This is a genomic window from Rhizomonospora bruguierae, assembly GCF_018397995.1.
Classification (GTDB): domain Bacteria; phylum Actinomycetota; class Actinomycetes; order Mycobacteriales; family Micromonosporaceae; genus Rhizomonospora; species Rhizomonospora bruguierae.
In genome coordinates this window covers 43,905-58,513 of record NZ_BBQH01000018.1, presented here as the reverse complement: position 1 = coordinate 58,513, position 14,609 = coordinate 43,905, and the positions used below count along the sequence as shown (strand labels likewise).

The window sequence follows — 14,609 nt, the reverse complement described above, 5'->3', positions numbered from 1 at the left end:
GGTCGCGGGTCGCGACGGCCTCCGGGTATTTTCGGGACATGAGGACCCGGCGGGTGATCCTGGCGGTGGCGGACCCCGACACCGACCCCGAGCGCGGCAGCGATCTCGGCGGGTTGACCGCCGAGGTGAGCCCGCTGCTCGGCCGCGAGCTGACCGCCTATGTGGCCGGTGCGGGCAGCGCCCGGGAACTGGAGCGGTGGGCGCGGGACGACGACGCGCCGGCCCGGCGCTCCGCCGCCGAACGGCTGCGCACCGCCCTGCACGTCATCGAGGTCTTCGCCGCGGCGAACCGGGCCAGCCGGGCCGCGGGCTGGCTGTGCGACCCGCGGGCGGTCCGGGCGGGCGCCTCCCCGGCGCAGTTGATCCGTGACGCCGTACCGGACAGCGCCCGGCCGATCCTCGCCGCCGCCCGCCGCTTCGCGTTGTCCGTCGGCCGCTGAGCGGGCCCATGGTGAGCGGCCCGGCGGCCGTTACCGACCCAGCGTGGTGGCCTGCCGGTGCACGACCCGCCACCGGCCGCCTTCGCGCTGGAAGAACAGCGATTCCTTGACCCACTGCTGCTGCGGGCGCCCGTCCGGCCCCGGCGTCAGCACTCGGTTCACGCTGTTGGTGAACCCGCCTTCGCCGAACGTCGTCACGGTCAGCTCGTAGACCTCGACCTCCACCTCGCTGCGGCGCAGTTCCTCCGCCCGGCGCTCGACCAGGCTCCGGATGTGGCGCTCCGCCCGGGCCGGGTCCGGCTCGAATCGGGGCCGCCAGCGTTTCAGCCAGGCGCGCGCCCGCCGCGCCCCGTCCGCCGCGCCGGCCGCCAGACGTCCCATCCGCTCGTCGGCGGCCCGCCGGTCCGCGGTCCGCTCGTGTTCCAGGTACCAGATCAACCCGGTCAGCTCGTACATCCCCCGCTCCCCGCTGTTGCCAGTGGAGAGCGAATCACCAATACCGGGCGCGGTAAACCTGATTACGCCATGGGCGGAGCGGTGAGCACCGCGGCGATCAGCTCGGTGCCGGTGCCGGCGAGATCGGTCAGCCGGCCCGGGGCGTCTTCCTCGATCGCCAGCAGGACGAGTTCGTTGATGCCGCCGACCAGCGCCATGCACATCGCCGGGGCCGGCACGCGCAGGTCCCGATCCTCCTTGGCGGCCTCGGCGAGCAGGTCGTGCAGCAGGTCGGCGAAGCGCTGGAGCTGCTCGCGGCGCAGGGCGAGGGCGCGCGGGCCGGCGGCGGACAGTTCGAGGGTCAGCCCCCGGGTCATCGCGGGGTGCGCGTCCAGCGCGGCCAGGTAGGCGGTCACGGCGGCGCTGACCCGCTCCCGCCAGGGCAGCGGCCGCCAGCCGGCCGCCTGCACGACCCGCAGCAGGTGCTCGCTGGCGTCGGCGAACGAGGCGAGGAAGCACTCCTGCTTGTCCGCGAAGTGCTGGTAGAACGTGCGCTTGGAGACCTGGGCACGCCGGACGACGTCCGCGATGGTGGTGGCCCGGTACCCCTTCTCGGTGACCGCGGCGGCCATGCCGGCGGTCAATCGGTGTCGATGTCCACCGGCGTCGCCGCCGGTGCCGTCGCGTCTCCCCATGGTGGTACGCGATGGTACCGTACCGGCGTGATGCCGCAATGAGGTCGGGGTTGGACGGCAAGGTCGTGCTGGTCACCGGGGCGGCCCGGGGCATCGGGGAGCACACGGCGCGCCTCGCCGCCGCCCGCGGCGCCCGGCTGGCCCTGGTCGGCCTGGAGGCGCCGCTGCTGGCCAAGCTCGCCGATGACCTACCCGGCCGGCACTACTGGGCCGAGGCGGACGTGACCGACCAGGCGGCCCTCGACGCGGCCGTGGCCGGCGCCCGGGCGGCGCTCGGCGGCATCGACGCGGTGGTGGCCAACGCCGGCCTGGCCAACATCGGCACGGTCGCCGCCGGCCCGGTGGACGCCCTGGTCCGCACCATCGAGGTGAACCTGATCGGCGTGGTGCGCACGGTCGCCGCCACCCTGCCGGCCATCACCGAGCGGCGCGGGTACTTTTTGCTGATCTCCTCGGCGGCGGCGTTCAGCGCCCTGCCGGGCATGGCGGCGTACTGCGCGTCCAAGGCCGGCGTGGAACAGTTCGGCGCCGCGCTGCGCCTGGAGACCCGGCACCTCGGCGTCCGCGTCGGCACCGCGCACCCGTCCTGGATCGACACCGACCTGGTCCGGGACATCCGCGCCGACCTGCCCGCGTTCAACCGCACGCTGAGCCGGCTGCCGTGGCCGCTCGGGCAGACCACCAGCGTCCAGGCGTGCGCCGAGGCGCTGGTGGACGCCGTCGAGCGGCGGCGCCGCCGGGTGTACGTGCCGCGCCCGGTCGGCCTGGTCCAGGCGATGCGGACGCTCGTGAACGGCCCGCTCGCCGACCGGGTCATCGGTCGCACCGCCCGCACCACCGTCCCCGAACTCGAGGAGCGGGCCCGCTCGCTCGGCCGCGCCTTCGGCGCGCACAGCATGGGCAACCGCTGAGCGGGCCGCCGGGTCGCGCCGGGTAGCCGGGCCGGCGAACTTCCCTTCCGGGTACCGGTCCGGCCCGATCGGCGGGTGTCTCCCCGTTTCCCACGTCAGGTGGCCCGGCGGCGCCCTGCGCGCGGCGGTGGCCGGACGTATCGTGGGGGGCGGCGAAGGGACACACCGTGATGGTGACGATCGTTCGCGGGGCACGGGGGGAGGGGCGTCGGCCTTGAGCGACACGACGCCCGACGAGCCGGGCCAGGCGACCGCCGAACTGGCCGAGCCGGCGTCGGCGACGCTCGCCCAGCCCGCGCCGTCCTCACCCGGCGTGGTGGCGGACCCGCTGATCCAGGCCGGCTTCGACGGCGGCTCGGTCACCGAGATCCGGCACGCCGTGGTCCGCTCCGCCGCCACGGCGGGCCTGTCCGGCCAGCGCCTGGACGATTTCGTGCTGGCGGTGAACGAGCTGACCACCAACGCCGTGCGGCACGCCGGCGGGCACGGCGAGATCCGGCTGTGGCAGGCCGGCGAGGCGGTGCTGTGCGAGGTGGCGGACGACGGTGCGGGGATTCCGCGCGGCCTCGCCGACGGGGCGGACCGGCCCGGGCCGAGCGCCACCGGCGGCTGGGGGCTGTGGCTGACCCGGCGGCTCTGCGACGACGTGGCGATCGAGACGGGGCCGACCGGCACGACGGTGCGGATCACGATGCGGGTCGCGCCGTGACCACCCGGGTGGTGGGCGAGTCCCCGGCGGCGGGCGGCGGTCGGCATACGATGCGACCGGTCGACGGGGGAGAGGAGCCCGCTGTGGAGTTGGCGATCCAGGTTGCGGACACCGGTACCACCAGCACGCTGGTCCTCTCCGGCGAACTCGACCTGTCCACGGCGGCCCGGCTCCAGTCGACGATCGACGACCTGGTTCGGCCGGGGCCGGCACCGGCTGGTCCTGGACCTGGCCGGGCTGACGTTCTGCGACTCGACCGGCCTGACCACGTTCGTGCGCGGCAACCGCGACTGCACCGCGGAGGGCGGCTGGCTGCGGCTGGCCGGGGCGCGGGGGCACGTGGAGCGGGTCATCGGCCTCAGCGGCCTGATGGAGGTGCTGGCCTACCGGGGGGAGGGCGAGCCGCCCGCCGCCGCGGAAAACCAGCCGACGAACCCGGCGATCTAGGGTCCGGGCGCGGGCCGGTGAGCTACCGCCGGCCGCCCCAGTCGGCGCCGCCCAGCCCGTGCGGCGAGTCGTCCTCGCGCGTGTTCTCCGGGCCGCCGGTGTCCAGGTCCGGGCCGGTGGTGGTGTCGTCGTGTTCGGTGGCGAAGTCGCCGGTGGTGTCCTCGGGGTCGCCCAGCGGCGGCAGCTTCTCCGCCCCCTCCGGCCGCGGCGCGGTCATTCGGTCTCCTCGTCCTCGCCGGGCCGGGGGATCGTGTTGAGGGCCTCCTCGACCTCGTCCTGCGCGTACTCGCCCTCGGGGAGCGCGGCGATGTGGCTGAGCACGGCGGGCGGCAGCTCCTCGGCCGCCGCCCGCCGGTAGATCTCGTCCTGGGTGGCCCGCTCCTGGCCGACGAACACCTGGTCCAGCAGATCGGACACCGTCGCATCAACCATGGTCGGCGAGTTACCCCGTGGCGCTCCCGCTAATCCGGCCGGTGGGCGGCACGGGGCCGCCGACCGCGGCGATCAGCCGCTCGGCCACCACCCGGGGGCGCACGTCCAGCGCCTCGGCGGCGTCCCGGAGCACCGCGAGGGCCTCGGCGGCGGTGCACCGGCGCTGGGCCATGACGATGCCGATCGCGTGGTCCAGGGCGGCGCCCTCGCGCAGGTCCTCGACCAGCCGGGCGGTCAGTTCGGCCCGCTCGCCGCGCTCCACCACCGAGCCGAGCAGCAGGCCGGCGTGCTCGGCGATCAACAACGCGGTGAGCTGGGCCTGGTCGTCCATGGCGGCGGGGCGGGTGCCGTACAGGTTGAGGGCGCCCACCACGGCCTCGTCCACGTCCATCGGTACCGACAGCACGCTGTGCACGCCCAGTTCCCGGGCGCGCGGCGTCCATCGGGTCCAGCGCCGTTCGCTGGTCAGGTCGGGGCTCGCGGTCAGCGCCCGGCTGCGGATCGCCTCCAGGCAGGGTCCCTCGCCGGTGTCGTACTGGAGTTGGTCCACCCCGGCGCCGTCGACGGGGGGAGTGCCGGCCGTGGCGATGGTCGCCGGGTGGCCGTCCCGCAGGACGGTGACCCCACACAGCGCCACCCCCGGCACGGCGGCGACGGCCGTGCCGGCCAGGACGTCCAGGGCATGCTGGAGATCCTCGGCGCGGATCAGCCGGGCGGTCAGCTCGCGCAGCAGCGCGGTGACCTCGACCAGGTGTGGACGGGGGCCGGACCGGTGGCCGGCGATACGGCTCACGAGACTATTGCGCGCCCGCTGGGCGGGCGCGACCAGTTGATCACGATGCACCGTCCAGGGTTACCCAGCGGCCCGGATTTCATGCATCGGGAGTGGAAGACGCGGCGCGGGGTACGCCAGGGGCATGAGCGACGGCGCCGGAGTGCTCTTCGACGTGGACGGGACGCTGATCGACACGCCCTACCTGCACGTGGTGAGCTGGTGGCGGGCGCTGCGCCGGCACGGGCACGCCGTACCCATGGCCGCCATCCACCGCGCGATCGGGATGGGCGCCGACAAGATCATCGACCACCTGCTCGGCCCCGGCCGGGACCGGGCCCGGGACGGCGCCATCGCCGGCGCGCACACCGAACTCTACAAACGGTACTGGCCGGAGCTGCGTCCCCTGCCCGGTGCGGCGGAGCTGCTGCGCGCCTGCGCCGACAAAGGGCTGACCGTCGTGCTCGCCTCGTCCGCGTCGGGCGAGGAGGTGGCCGCCCTGCGGCGGGCGCTGGGCGCCGACGACGTGGTCACGCTGGCCACCACCGGGGACGACGCGGACCAGAGCAAACCCGCCCCGGACATCGTCCAGGTGGCGCTCGACCGGGCGCGGCTGCGCCGGGAGCGCGCGGTGTTCGTCGGGGACGCCGTCTGGGACGTGCGCGCCTGCCGCCGGCTCGGCCTGCCGTGTGTGGCGGTCACCTGCGGCGGTACCAGCGAAGCGGAGCTGCGGGACGCCGGCGCGGTGGCGGTCTACCGGGACCCGGCCGACATCCTCGCGGACCTGGACCGGGCGCTGCTGGCCCGGATACCGATAGGGGGACACGATGGATTCGATCCGGCAGCTGTACGAGCGTGAGGGCCCGTTCGCCTCGGTGTACCTGAACACCTCCCGGGCCACCGGCAACGCCGCCCACGAGGTGGAACTGCGCTGGCACGCCGCCCGGGACCGGCTGCGCGAGGCGGGCGCCGACGAGGCGACGCTGGACGCCCTGGAGCGCGCCGTCATGGACCCGCGGCACGCCGTCAACGGCGGTCTGGCCCTGTTCGCCGCGCACGGCACGGTGCTGATGAGCGCGGCCACCACCCCGCCGCCGACCGGGGCCGAGGCGCACTGGTCGGCGCTGCCGCACGTGATGCCGCTGATGGCCGGAGGCGGGGAGCGGGTCCGCTGGCTGCGCGCGGTGGTCGACCGCAGCGGTGCCGACCTGGAAACCACCGAGGCCGGCACGCTGACCGTGCGCCCGGTCGCCCGGTACCCGATGCGGAAGGTGCAGCCGGGCGGCTGGTCGCAGTCGCGGTACCAGCGCGCCGCCGAGACCACCTGGAAGCGCAACCAGCGCCAGGTCGCCGAGCGGCTGGAGCACCTCGCCGACGAGGTCGCCGCCGACGTGGTGATCGTGACCGGCGAGCTGCGCGCCCGGCAGATGCTCATGGAACAGCTCTCGCCCGGCCTGCTGGACCGGGTCGTGGAGACCGACGGCGCCACCCGGGCCGCGGACGGCGCCGAGGACGAGCCGCTGGACGAGCTGAGCGCCCGCGCCGTCCACGACGCCGCCGAGCGCCGCCGGGCGGCGATGCTCGACACGTACCAGGTCGGCCTGCCCCGCGGCCGGTGCGCGACCGGTCTGGCCGAGGTGGTGCCGGCGGCGCTGGAGAGCCGGATCAGCGCGCTGCTGATGAACCGGGAAGTGGACGAGCGCCTGGTCTGGGTGGACCCGCACGAGCCGGTGCGCATGTCGTTCGACCCGGCCCTGCTGCACCAGTTGGGCATCGACCGCGCGGTGCGGGAGACCGTGGGGGACGCGCTCGTGGCGGCGGCGGTCAACTCCGGGGCGAACCTGATGGTGATCGACCGGCAGGAGCAGCCGCTGACCGACGGGGTGGGCGCCATCCTGCGCTACCCCCGCCCCGACCCCCAGGCCACCTGAGACGGGTGCGGGCCCGGACCACCGTGTGGTCCGGGCCCGCGTCACCCCCTCTGGTGATGGCTCGCGGCTACTTCAGCGCCGCCTTCGGGTCCGCCGCCGAGGCGTAGAGCCGCTCCGGCGTCACCGCGCCGACCACCAGCCGGCCGTCGTCGGTGAGCAGTGCGTTCACCAGCGTGCTGGAGAACAGCCGGCCGCTGCCCCAGGAGCCGCTGACCTTGGGCAGGCCACCCAGCAGCTTGGTGGCGTCGATGCCGGCCGCGGCGCCGGCCTTCTGCTGCTGCGCCGGGTCGGTCGCCTCGTCGGGCAGCCGGGCGACGAGGACGCTGGTCCACGTGTCGCCGAGCACGACGCTCTTCTCCTTGCCGTCGGGCAGCCTCTCGATCCCGCCCGGGACCTTGTGCGCGGGCGCGTCGCCCGGCTTCGCCTCATCGATCTTCGCGCCGGGCGGCGGGTTGAACGCGAACTGCGCCGCGTCCGGCCGGGCGAAGTCCACCTGCGTGAACGCCACCTCGACGGCCGGCTTGTCCTTGCCCGCGCCGTAGACCTGCACCCGCAGCGGGATGTGCCGCTCCGCGTCGATCGCCAGCCGCACGGTCCGGATCGTCGAGGCGCCGTCGCGCGGCGCCAGGACCAGTTCGTACGCGTCGCGCCCGGCGACCTTGGCGGTGCCCTGCGTGCTCACCCGGGTGCTCGGGTCGACCGCCTTGAGGACCAGGTCCGCGGCCTCCTGCGGGCTCTTGGGCATCCCCTCCGGCAGCGACTCGGGGTCCTTACCGGCCTGGTCGGCGCCCAGCACCCGGTGCGAACCGGTGTTCGTCTGGCTGTTCCAGGTCCAGATGTCCCGGCCGTTGCGGATGAAGTCGGACTGCCCGCGGGTGCCCTGCAGGGCCACCCGCGACTTGTCCGGCCCCGAATACCACACCTTCAACGTGTGGGTCCCCGCCAGCAGTTGGGTCAGCCCGTCGCCGACCTGCCCACCCAGCGCGCCGACCACGGGCGGCAGCCCCAGGTCGGCGGTCTGCACGACCGTGCCGGACAGCCCGTCCAGCCGGGCCGTCTGCACGTCGACCAGAAGTTGGGCCGCGCTGCGGGACGGCAGCGCCGGGTCCGCCGACGCCGCCAGTGTGCCGACCGCGGCGCCCCCGCCGATCACCGCCGCGGTCGCCACCGCCGGCACCGCCCAGCGCAACGCCGGCCGGTTGGCAAAAATGCTCATCGTCCACCTCCTGCCGCACATCGTGCGCCACCCCCGCTGTGATCCGGCTGAGAGCACCTGTGTTCCCGCTCAGGTGCGTGCCAATCTGGTACCCATGCGGCTGCTGGTGGTGGAGGACGAGGTTCGCCTCGCCTCGGCGTTGCAGCGTGGCCTGCAGGCCGAGGGCTTCGCCGTGGACGTCGCCCACGACGGTCCCACCGGCCTGGACCTGGCCCTGCACGCCGACTTCGACGCGGTGATCCTCGACGTGATGCTGCCCGGCATGTCCGGGTACCGGGTGGTGCGCCAGTTGCGGGCCGAGCAGAACTGGGTGCCGGTGCTGATGCTCTCGGCCAAGGACGGCGAGTACGACCAGGCGGACGGCCTGGACTGCGGCGCGGACGACTACCTGACCAAGCCGTTCTCGTTCGTGGTGCTGCTGGCCCGGCTGCGCGCCCTGCTGCGCCGCGGCGCGCCCAGCCGCCCCGCCGTGCTGGCGGTCGGCGACCTCACCCTCGACCCGGCCCAGCGCCGGGTCACCCGCAGCGGCGCGGAGGTCGGCCTCACCGCCCGCGAGTTCTCCCTGCTGGAGTACCTGATGCGCCGCCCCGGCCAGGTGGTCTCCAAGACCGAGTTGCTGGACCACGTCTGGGACGCGGCCCTGGACACCGCGCCGAACGTGGTCGAGGTGTACATCGGGTACCTGCGCCGCAAGCTGGGCCGTTCGCGACTGGAGACGGTGCGCGGCGTCGGGTACCGGCTGGCCGCCGCGACCGCGGGCGTCTGAGGCGGCCGGCGCGTGCTGTGGTGGCGCCGGCTCAGCCTGCGGGCCCGGCTGATGGCGATCGGCGTGGCGGGCCTGGCCGCCGGGCTGGCGGTGGGCGGCCTGGTGATGGTCGCCGCGCTCGGGCTGGCCCTGCAACGCAGCATCGACGCCGAGGCGCTGGGCAGCGCCACCGACGTGGCACGCCTGGTCGACAGCGGCCAACTGCCCGACCCGGTGCCGGTCGCCGGCAGCCAGTACGTACAGGTGGTGGACGCGCAGTCCCGGGTGCGGGCGGCCTCGATCAACGCCGACCGGCTCACCCCGCTGCTGCACCCCGACGAGCTGGCCCGGGTCCGGGCCGGCGCCCGCCTGTACGTGCCGGGCAGCCGGGTGGGCTCCCGCGGCCTGGTGCGCGTGGTCGGCGTGCGGGCCGGCTCCGACACCGAGCCGCTGACCGTGCTGGCCGGCAAGCCCACCTCGGACGTGGCGGAGAGCTTCGCCACCCTGCGGGTCGTGCTGCTGGTCGCCTTCCCGGTCCTGGTGCTGGCGCTGGCGCTGGTGGCCTGGCGGGTGATCGGCGCGACCCTGCGCCCGGTCGAGGGGCTGCGCCGGGGCGCCGAGGAGATCACCGGAGGGGCCCGGCCGGGGCGGCTGCCGGTGCCCGAGTCGCGGGACGAGATCTTCCGTCTGGCCGAGACGCTCAACGGCATGCTCGCCCGGCTGGACGCCGCCCGCGCCCGGCAGCGCGCCTTCGTCGCCGACGCCGCGCACGAACTGCGCAGCCCGCTGACCAACATGCGCACCGAGCTGGAGGTGGCCCGCCGCCTCGGTGACCGCACCGACTGGACCGAGGTCGCCGACGACCTGCTCATCGACATGGACCGGCTGGCCCGGCTGGTGGACGACCTGCTGCTGCTCGCCCGTGCCGACGACGCCGGGGGCCGGGCCGTGCGGGTCAGCACGCCGGTCGAGCTGGCCGCGCTCGCCGGCGAGGTGGCGCAGCGCTGCACCGGAGGCGCCCCGGTGACGGTCCGCCCCGGCCCACCGCTGTGGACCGCGGGCGACCCGGACGACCTGCGCCGGCTGCTGGCCAACCTGGTCGACAACGCGACCCGGCACGCCCGGTCGCGGGTCGAGGTGGCGGTCACGCCGGACGGCCCGTACCAGCTGGTGACGGTCGCAGACGACGGTCCCGGCATTCCCGCCGCCGACCGGGAGCGGGTCTTCGACCGCTTCACCCGCCTCGACGACGGCCGGGCCAGGGACGCCGGCGGTGCCGGGCTCGGGCTGGCGATCGTCCGCGAACTGGTCCGCCGGTACGGGGGCACGGTGCGGCTGACCGACGCGCAGCCGGGCGTCCGCGCCGAGGTGCGCCTGCCCGCGGTACCCGCCGATTCCTAGCGGCGGTGGGTGCAGACCGGGTCGGCGCGGGCCACGACGTCGGTGGAGTGCGCCACCGCCACCCGGAAGCAGTAGTTCAGGCTCTTGGCCAGCCCGTAGATCGTGTACCGGGTGGTGCCCGCCGGCAGCGTCGCGAACGCCTGCATGGGCTGGCCGGCGCGGCCCCCCGAGATCACCACGGGACCTTCCGCGCCGGCCGGGTACCGCCACGTGACCGTCACCGACTCCCGCCCCTCGGTCAGCTTCACGCCGGTCGGCGGGCCCGGGGAATCCGGCGCGGGGGTGGGCGCGGGCGTGGTCGGCGGGGGTGTCGTGGGTGCCGCCGGCGCGGCGGAGGACGCCCGCGACGGCTCCCCCGCGGCGACGTTCCCGCCGCCCCGGGGCGACATCGCGTACCCGACCGCGGCCGCGGCGAGCGTGCCGGCGATCACCGCGACCAGGCCGACCAGTACCGGGTTCGCGGTGCCGGCCGCCAGCCGGCCGAACCGGGGCGGCGGCGCCTGGTCGGTCACCTGGCGCGGCGGCTCGGCCGTCCACACGCGCGGGTCCGGCTCCGGTATCGGCGGCTGGGTGGGGGCGAAGGCGTCCTCCGGCCACCACGGCTCGTCCAGGTTCTCGTCCTTCTCCGGCCGCCCCGGCGGCGACGATGGTGCGGGCGGCGGTGTGTTCGAGAATGGCGGGGCGCTGCCGTGCGGCGGCCAGCCATCGCTCGCGGACCAGCCCTCGCTCGCCGGCCACTGGGCGGTGGCCGGGGCGGGCGGGGCCTCGTCCGCGCGGTCCTGGACCGCGCCGCCGGCCTCGTCGCCCGGCCAGCCCTCGGTGGGGGACCAGCCCTCGCTGCGCGGCCAGTCGCCGATGCCGCTCCCGTCGAACCCCTCCGGCGCAGCGGTGGCCGTGCTCCCGGAGCCGGCCGGGGCGGCGGATTCGGTCGAAGGGCCGACCGGGTCGGTGGCATCGCCGGAGGACTCGGGCGGGCTGCCGGCCGCGGTGCCGGGCTGGCTCGGCAGTTCGGGGACGGAGCAGATGTGGCCGGCCTTCGGTGGCGCCTCGGCCAGCGCCGCGACCTGCGCGGTCAGCGAGTGGGCCTCGCCCAGGTAGCCGCGGGACAGCCGCAGCGCCTCGGCGAGCCGGCCCGCCCCGTCGTCGAGGTCGCCGCAGGCCCGCTCCATGCTGCCCAGGCGGGCCAGCATCTTGATGCCGGCCGGGTCCGCCTCGCCGTACCGGGCGCTGTGGACCATCCAGGTCTCGTGCAGTAGGCGGCGGGCGTCGCGGCACTCCCCCCGGGCGTGCAGGACGGTCGCCAGGTCGGCGCGGGCCGCCAGCGCGCGGGCCGACTCGGGGCCGTCGACCTGGCTGAGCCGGTCGATCAGCTCCTGGTAAAGGTGGGCGGCGCGGTGCAGCGCGCCGGCCCGGTGCAGCACCGTCGCCAGGGTCGCCGCCGTACCCAGGGTGCGTTCGTCCGCCGGACCGAAGAGCCGGACGCTCGCCCGGTGCGCGAACGCGGCCCAGCTGCGGGCGATCGCGTTCTCGTGCAGGGCGGCCAGGATCCGCGCGTACACCGCCGCCGCCTCGGCCACCGCCGGGGGCGCCGCGGCCGGATCCGGGTCCTGTGTGGATAGGACCGGGCCGAGCAGCGCCGCGGCTCCGGCCAGGTCACCGCCCGCGGCGAGCGCGCGCGCCCGCGCGGCCAGTTCCCCGATGGGTTCGCTGTCGCCCGCCCCTCCCGACACGTGCCTCATCGTGCTCGATAGGGCACCGTGAGTACAAGTGCTGGCGGTAAAAGGGCCGATCAGGGACAGCCCGGGCGGCCCGCCGCGGATCCTGCCGCACACTGTCCGTCACGGGGATTCCCCAGCTCAGCGCCGTCCTCAGTACCCGCAGGCGCGGGCGGTCGTGCTGCCGCAGCGGGTCCAGGGGTGGGGAACCTAGAGTGGGTACATGGGTGTGCACAGGCTCAACCATGCGGTCCTGTTCGTGAGCGACCTGAGCCGCAGCGTCGCGTTCCACACCGAGGTGCTCGGCCTCCGCCGGGTGGCGATGACGCCGGGGGGCTTCGCCGGCGCCCGCACCCGCGGTGGCATGGGCATCTCGATACCCGCCGCCGGATAGCCGGCCGTGTCGCCCCTCGCCGACGTCAAGCGCGAACTGCTGGTCCGCTACCTCGACCATTGGGCGCCGGTCGCCCTGCACCGCGGCCGCCGCGCCACCGTGGCCCTCGCCGGCGCCGACCCGGCCGCCGCCGAGGCGACGCTGCGCACCCTCGCCGAGTTCGCCGACCTGCTCCGCCGCCGCACCCTGACCCTCGCCGTCATCGGCCCGCCGGTCGCCACCCTCGACCCTCTCCAGCGGGAGCTGGGCACCCCGCCGGAACTGTCCGTCCTGCCGGTGGCCGGGGAGCCCGCCGCCCTGGTCGCCCCGGCCCTCTCCGCCGCGGGCACGGCCGGCGCGCCCCTGCTGGCGTACCTCGACGGCATCGGCCTGCCGGCCCCGCCCGCGGTCGCCGCCGTCCTCGCCGCCAAGCCGGGCGAACTGCTCGCCGCCGCCGACCCCGCCACGCTCGCCGGCGTGGACTGGCGCGCCGCCCTGCACGACGCCGGCTTCCCGCTCGTGACCGGCGTCCACCTGGTCGCCGACGAGCGCACCGAACTGCTCGTCTTCGCCACCGGCGCCGGCCGCGGCCTGGAAGCCTTCAAGGACGCGCTGTGGGCGGTCGACGAATACGCCGGCATCCGCTACCGTGACCCCCGCGACCCCGCCGGCCACCTGCTCGACATCAGCCTGCACCCGCATCCCGGCCCGCTGCGCCGCGAACTGCTCGCCCGCCTCGCCGCCGCCGGTCCGGCCACGGTCACCGACCTGCGCGTCTACACGCTCACCGAAACCGTGTACCGCGCCGCCGACGCCACCGGCGCCCTGAACGCCCTGCTCGCCACCGGTGCGGTCACCCGCGACCCGCCACACGGCCGCCTCGGTGGCGATGTGATCATCCGTCCGGTCACATGAGACGCGCGGTGGTGCGGCCGCAAGGGCTCGGGGCGGCGGGCTTGGGGCGATGGCCTTGGGGGCGGTGGGCCCGGGCAGGTCCACCCGGTGCGCCTTCGCGCGAGAGTTCCACGACCAGCGTTTCCCGCTCCCGATCGGCGAGGAGGAGCCGGCCGCCACAAGGTCGAGAGCGGCGGGGAGTGGCCGCGTCAGGCAGGGGTGTCGGCGGGAGCGCCGCGCTGGCGGGGGAGAGGCGCACGTGGCCCTGAGGCCGGCGACGGCGCCGCGGTACCAGGCCGCGTGACGGCAGGGAGCGGCGCGGTAGCGCCGAGCGGTCTGGTGGTGCCGGGCGCCGGGGTGGACCGCGCGGCGGGGGCGACGCCCACGATGTCGGCGTGGTCCGCCTGGTGATTTCGCGCGGGCGGCGCGAAGGGCCGAGGTGGCGGGGGCGGCGCCGCGGGGGGAGGGGAGAGAAGGTCGGCGCGGAACGCCCCGGGGCTGCGACCGACCTCGCGCTGGAAGAAGCGGCCGAAGTTGGTCGCCTCGGTGAAGCCCAGCCGCTGACCGACCTCGGCCACCGGCAGCTCGGTGCAGGCGAGCAGCCGCCGCGCCTCCAGCGCCACCCGGTCGTCGATCACCTGCTTGGCGCTGCGGCCGGTCGCCGCCAGGCACGCGCGGGTCAGGGTGCGAACGGAGCAACACAGCCGCCCGGCGTACTCCTCCACGCGGCGGGTGTGCGCGAAGTTCTGCTCGATCTCGCGGACCAGCCGCGTGTACAGGCCCGACTCCGGCTCACCCACGCCCGGCCGGCCGTCGGGCAGGGTCGACACCCGCAGGATGAGGACCGCGAGCTGGTGGCTGAGCAGGTCGTTGGTCAGCGCGCCGGCGGGGTGCCGCTGCCGGTCCACGACGAGCTGGCTGACCTCGTTGATGATGGCGTCCTCGTCCTCGCCGGCGAGCTGCCAGCGCCCGGCCGCCGTGGGGGAGGGCGCCGCCGGCACGCCCAGGCCGGCGAGCAGGTGGGGATCCCACTGGACCAGGATCGCGTCCAACCCGGGCTGCCTGCCGTACTGGATGACCTGGCCCGGGCGGGCCCAGATCAGCGTGCCGGCCCGACAGGTGTGCGGGACGAAGTCCACGGTGTGCGTGCCGTGACCGCCGGTCACGAGCATGAGTAGATGTCGCGCGAGCCGGATCGGGTGGGCCGGTAGCCCGCCACCGTCGCGGTTCGACAGCTCACGCAGGGTGGCGGTGTACACGTCCGGCGTCGCGGGCGCGGCGCCACCCCCGCTGCCCCGCACCGGCTCTCCGGGGCGGTATCCGAATCCGACCATCGCCCCGACGTTAGCGGCTGTGCGCCCCATGCGCACGGCTGAGCTGCGGAAATGTGTCGACCCGTGCACAACCGGCCGAGAACTGTTGCGATGACGCCGGGGCGTTGCATCGACACCCACCAGTGAATGGGAGGCGAGTCGGCGCCAGGTTGATCATGG

Annotated in this window: 18 protein-coding genes; 10 read left to right on the top strand and 8 right to left on the bottom strand. The window is 75.6% G+C overall.

Annotated features, from left to right (window positions below; genetic code table 11):
* The first annotated feature begins 38 nt into the window (after window positions 1–38).
* Window positions 39–440, top strand: a complete 402-nt coding sequence (locus KJS59_RS09685) for a hypothetical protein (protein ID WP_213452234.1) — start codon at window positions 39–41, stop codon at window positions 438–440.
* Window positions 441–470: 30 nt separating this feature from the next.
* Here KJS59_RS09685 and KJS59_RS09680 read toward each other — a convergent pair whose 3' ends face one another.
* A complete protein-coding gene (locus tag KJS59_RS09680) occupies window positions 471–896 on the bottom strand; it encodes a Cif family virulence factor (RefSeq protein ID WP_213452232.1) in 426 nt (141 codons plus the stop codon).
* A gap of 62 nt (window positions 897–958) precedes the next feature.
* Window positions 959–1,570: a TetR/AcrR family transcriptional regulator gene (locus KJS59_RS09675; protein ID WP_213452230.1), complete on the bottom strand. Its 612-nt coding sequence runs from the start codon at window positions 1,568–1,570 to the stop codon at window positions 959–961.
* Between the two features lie 38 nt (window positions 1,571–1,608).
* Between KJS59_RS09675 and KJS59_RS09670 the strand changes: the two genes are divergently transcribed.
* From KJS59_RS09670 to KJS59_RS09660, 3 genes are all read left to right on the top strand, one after another.
* Entirely contained in the window at window positions 1,609–2,481 is an 873-nt protein-coding gene (locus KJS59_RS09670) for a short-chain dehydrogenase/reductase (protein ID WP_213452228.1), read from the top strand.
* Between the two features lie 313 nt (window positions 2,482–2,794).
* Window positions 2,795–3,190 carry an ATP-binding protein gene (locus tag KJS59_RS09665; RefSeq protein ID WP_213452461.1) on the top strand — a complete coding sequence of 132 codons (396 nt, stop codon included), beginning with the start codon at window positions 2,795–2,797 and terminating at the stop codon, window positions 3,188–3,190.
* A 102-nt stretch (window positions 3,191–3,292) separates the two neighbouring features.
* Window positions 3,293–3,637, top strand: a complete 345-nt coding sequence (locus KJS59_RS09660; RefSeq protein ID WP_249714011.1) for an STAS domain-containing protein — start codon at window positions 3,293–3,295, stop codon at window positions 3,635–3,637.
* A 22-nt stretch (window positions 3,638–3,659) separates the two neighbouring features.
* Here KJS59_RS09660 and KJS59_RS09655 read toward each other — a convergent pair whose 3' ends face one another.
* The 3 genes from KJS59_RS09655 to KJS59_RS09645 are packed head-to-tail and all read right to left on the bottom strand — an operon-like array spanning window position 3,660 to window position 4,862.
* Window positions 3,660–3,854, bottom strand: a complete 195-nt coding sequence (locus KJS59_RS09655; RefSeq protein ID WP_213452227.1) for a hypothetical protein — start codon at window positions 3,852–3,854, stop codon at window positions 3,660–3,662.
* Window positions 3,851–4,069 carry a hypothetical protein gene (locus KJS59_RS09650; protein ID WP_213452225.1) on the bottom strand — a complete coding sequence of 73 codons (219 nt, stop codon included), beginning with the start codon at window positions 4,067–4,069 and terminating at the stop codon, window positions 3,851–3,853. Before KJS59_RS09650 ends, KJS59_RS09655 begins: the two co-directional genes overlap by 4 nt.
* Before the next feature lie 10 nt (window positions 4,070–4,079).
* Complete coding sequence (locus tag KJS59_RS09645; RefSeq protein ID WP_213452223.1) at window positions 4,080–4,862, bottom strand: GAF and ANTAR domain-containing protein; 783 nt, start codon at window positions 4,860–4,862, stop codon at window positions 4,080–4,082.
* Window positions 4,863–4,986: 124 nt separating this feature from the next.
* Between KJS59_RS09645 and KJS59_RS09640 the strand changes: the two genes are divergently transcribed.
* Together KJS59_RS09640 and KJS59_RS09635 are read left to right on the top strand one after the other, a co-directional pair.
* Window positions 4,987–5,700 carry an HAD family hydrolase gene (locus tag KJS59_RS09640; RefSeq protein ID WP_213452221.1) on the top strand — a complete coding sequence of 238 codons (714 nt, stop codon included), beginning with the start codon at window positions 4,987–4,989 and terminating at the stop codon, window positions 5,698–5,700.
* Complete coding sequence (locus tag KJS59_RS09635; RefSeq protein WP_213452219.1) at window positions 5,669–6,772, top strand: baeRF2 domain-containing protein; 1,104 nt, start codon at window positions 5,669–5,671, stop codon at window positions 6,770–6,772. The genes KJS59_RS09640 and KJS59_RS09635 overlap by 32 nt, the downstream gene beginning before the upstream one ends.
* A 67-nt stretch (window positions 6,773–6,839) precedes the next feature.
* Here KJS59_RS09635 and KJS59_RS09630 read toward each other — a convergent pair whose 3' ends face one another.
* Entirely contained in the window at window positions 6,840–7,988 is a 1,149-nt protein-coding gene (locus KJS59_RS09630; protein ID WP_213452217.1) for a LolA family protein, read from the bottom strand.
* A gap of 94 nt (window positions 7,989–8,082) precedes the next feature.
* Between KJS59_RS09630 and KJS59_RS09625 the strand changes: the two genes are divergently transcribed.
* Both KJS59_RS09625 and KJS59_RS09620 read left to right on the top strand, forming a co-directional pair.
* Window positions 8,083–8,754 carry a response regulator transcription factor gene (locus KJS59_RS09625; RefSeq protein ID WP_213452215.1) on the top strand — a complete coding sequence of 224 codons (672 nt, stop codon included), beginning with the start codon at window positions 8,083–8,085 and terminating at the stop codon, window positions 8,752–8,754.
* Between the two features lie 51 nt (window positions 8,755–8,805).
* On the top strand, window positions 8,806–10,134 hold the full coding sequence (locus tag KJS59_RS09620) for a sensor histidine kinase (protein ID WP_213452459.1): 1,329 nt from the start codon (window positions 8,806–8,808) through the stop codon (window positions 10,132–10,134).
* Here the strand turns inward: KJS59_RS09620 and KJS59_RS09615 are convergent.
* Window positions 10,131–11,864 carry a tetratricopeptide repeat protein gene (locus tag KJS59_RS09615; protein WP_213452213.1) on the bottom strand — a complete coding sequence of 578 codons (1,734 nt, stop codon included), beginning with the start codon at window positions 11,862–11,864 and terminating at the stop codon, window positions 10,131–10,133. The two genes, KJS59_RS09620 and KJS59_RS09615, sit on opposite strands and share 4 nt — an antisense overlap.
* A gap of 208 nt (window positions 11,865–12,072) precedes the next feature.
* Between KJS59_RS09615 and KJS59_RS09610 the strand changes: the two genes are divergently transcribed.
* Window positions 12,073–12,243, top strand: a complete 171-nt coding sequence (locus KJS59_RS09610) for a VOC family protein (protein ID WP_213452211.1) — start codon at window positions 12,073–12,075, stop codon at window positions 12,241–12,243.
* 6 nt (window positions 12,244–12,249) lie between these two features.
* Window positions 12,250–13,137: a hypothetical protein gene (locus tag KJS59_RS09605; protein WP_213452209.1), complete on the top strand. Its 888-nt coding sequence runs from the start codon at window positions 12,250–12,252 to the stop codon at window positions 13,135–13,137.
* A gap of 188 nt (window positions 13,138–13,325) precedes the next feature.
* On the opposite strand, the gene KJS59_RS09600 is transcribed toward KJS59_RS09605, so the two are convergent.
* Window positions 13,326–14,450: a helix-turn-helix domain-containing protein gene (locus KJS59_RS09600; RefSeq protein WP_213452207.1), complete on the bottom strand. Its 1,125-nt coding sequence runs from the start codon at window positions 14,448–14,450 to the stop codon at window positions 13,326–13,328.
* Between the last annotated feature and the right edge of the window lie 159 nt (window positions 14,451–14,609).

Excerpts from the sequence above, each read along its gene's own strand:
- KJS59_RS09640 (WP_213452221.1), top strand. The coding sequence starts at position 4,987 with ATGAGCGACGGCGCCGGAGTGCTCTTCGACGTGGACGGGACGCTGATC.
- KJS59_RS09610 (WP_213452211.1), top strand. The coding sequence starts at position 12,073 with ATGGGTGTGCACAGGCTCAACCATGCGGTCCTGTTCGTGAGCGACCTG.
- KJS59_RS09680 (WP_213452232.1), bottom strand. The coding sequence starts at position 896 with ATGTACGAGCTGACCGGGTTGATCTGGTACCTGGAACACGAGCGGACC.
- KJS59_RS09635 (WP_213452219.1), top strand. The coding sequence starts at position 5,669 with ATGGATTCGATCCGGCAGCTGTACGAGCGTGAGGGCCCGTTCGCCTCG.
- KJS59_RS09600 (WP_213452207.1), bottom strand. The coding sequence starts at position 14,450 with ATGGTCGGATTCGGATACCGCCCCGGAGAGCCGGTGCGGGGCAGCGGG.
- KJS59_RS09655 (WP_213452227.1), bottom strand. The coding sequence starts at position 3,854 with ATGACCGCGCCGCGGCCGGAGGGGGCGGAGAAGCTGCCGCCGCTGGGC.
- KJS59_RS09625 (WP_213452215.1), top strand. The coding sequence starts at position 8,083 with ATGCGGCTGCTGGTGGTGGAGGACGAGGTTCGCCTCGCCTCGGCGTTG.
- KJS59_RS09630 (WP_213452217.1), bottom strand. The coding sequence starts at position 7,988 with ATGAGCATTTTTGCCAACCGGCCGGCGTTGCGCTGGGCGGTGCCGGCG.
- KJS59_RS09685 (WP_213452234.1), top strand. The coding sequence starts at position 39 with ATGAGGACCCGGCGGGTGATCCTGGCGGTGGCGGACCCCGACACCGAC.
- KJS59_RS09650 (WP_213452225.1), bottom strand. The coding sequence starts at position 4,069 with ATGGTTGATGCGACGGTGTCCGATCTGCTGGACCAGGTGTTCGTCGGC.
- KJS59_RS09670 (WP_213452228.1), top strand. The coding sequence starts at position 1,609 with ATGAGGTCGGGGTTGGACGGCAAGGTCGTGCTGGTCACCGGGGCGGCC.
- KJS59_RS09620 (WP_213452459.1), top strand. The coding sequence starts at position 8,806 with ATGGCGATCGGCGTGGCGGGCCTGGCCGCCGGGCTGGCGGTGGGCGGC.
- KJS59_RS09675 (WP_213452230.1), bottom strand. The coding sequence starts at position 1,570 with ATGGGGAGACGCGACGGCACCGGCGGCGACGCCGGTGGACATCGACAC.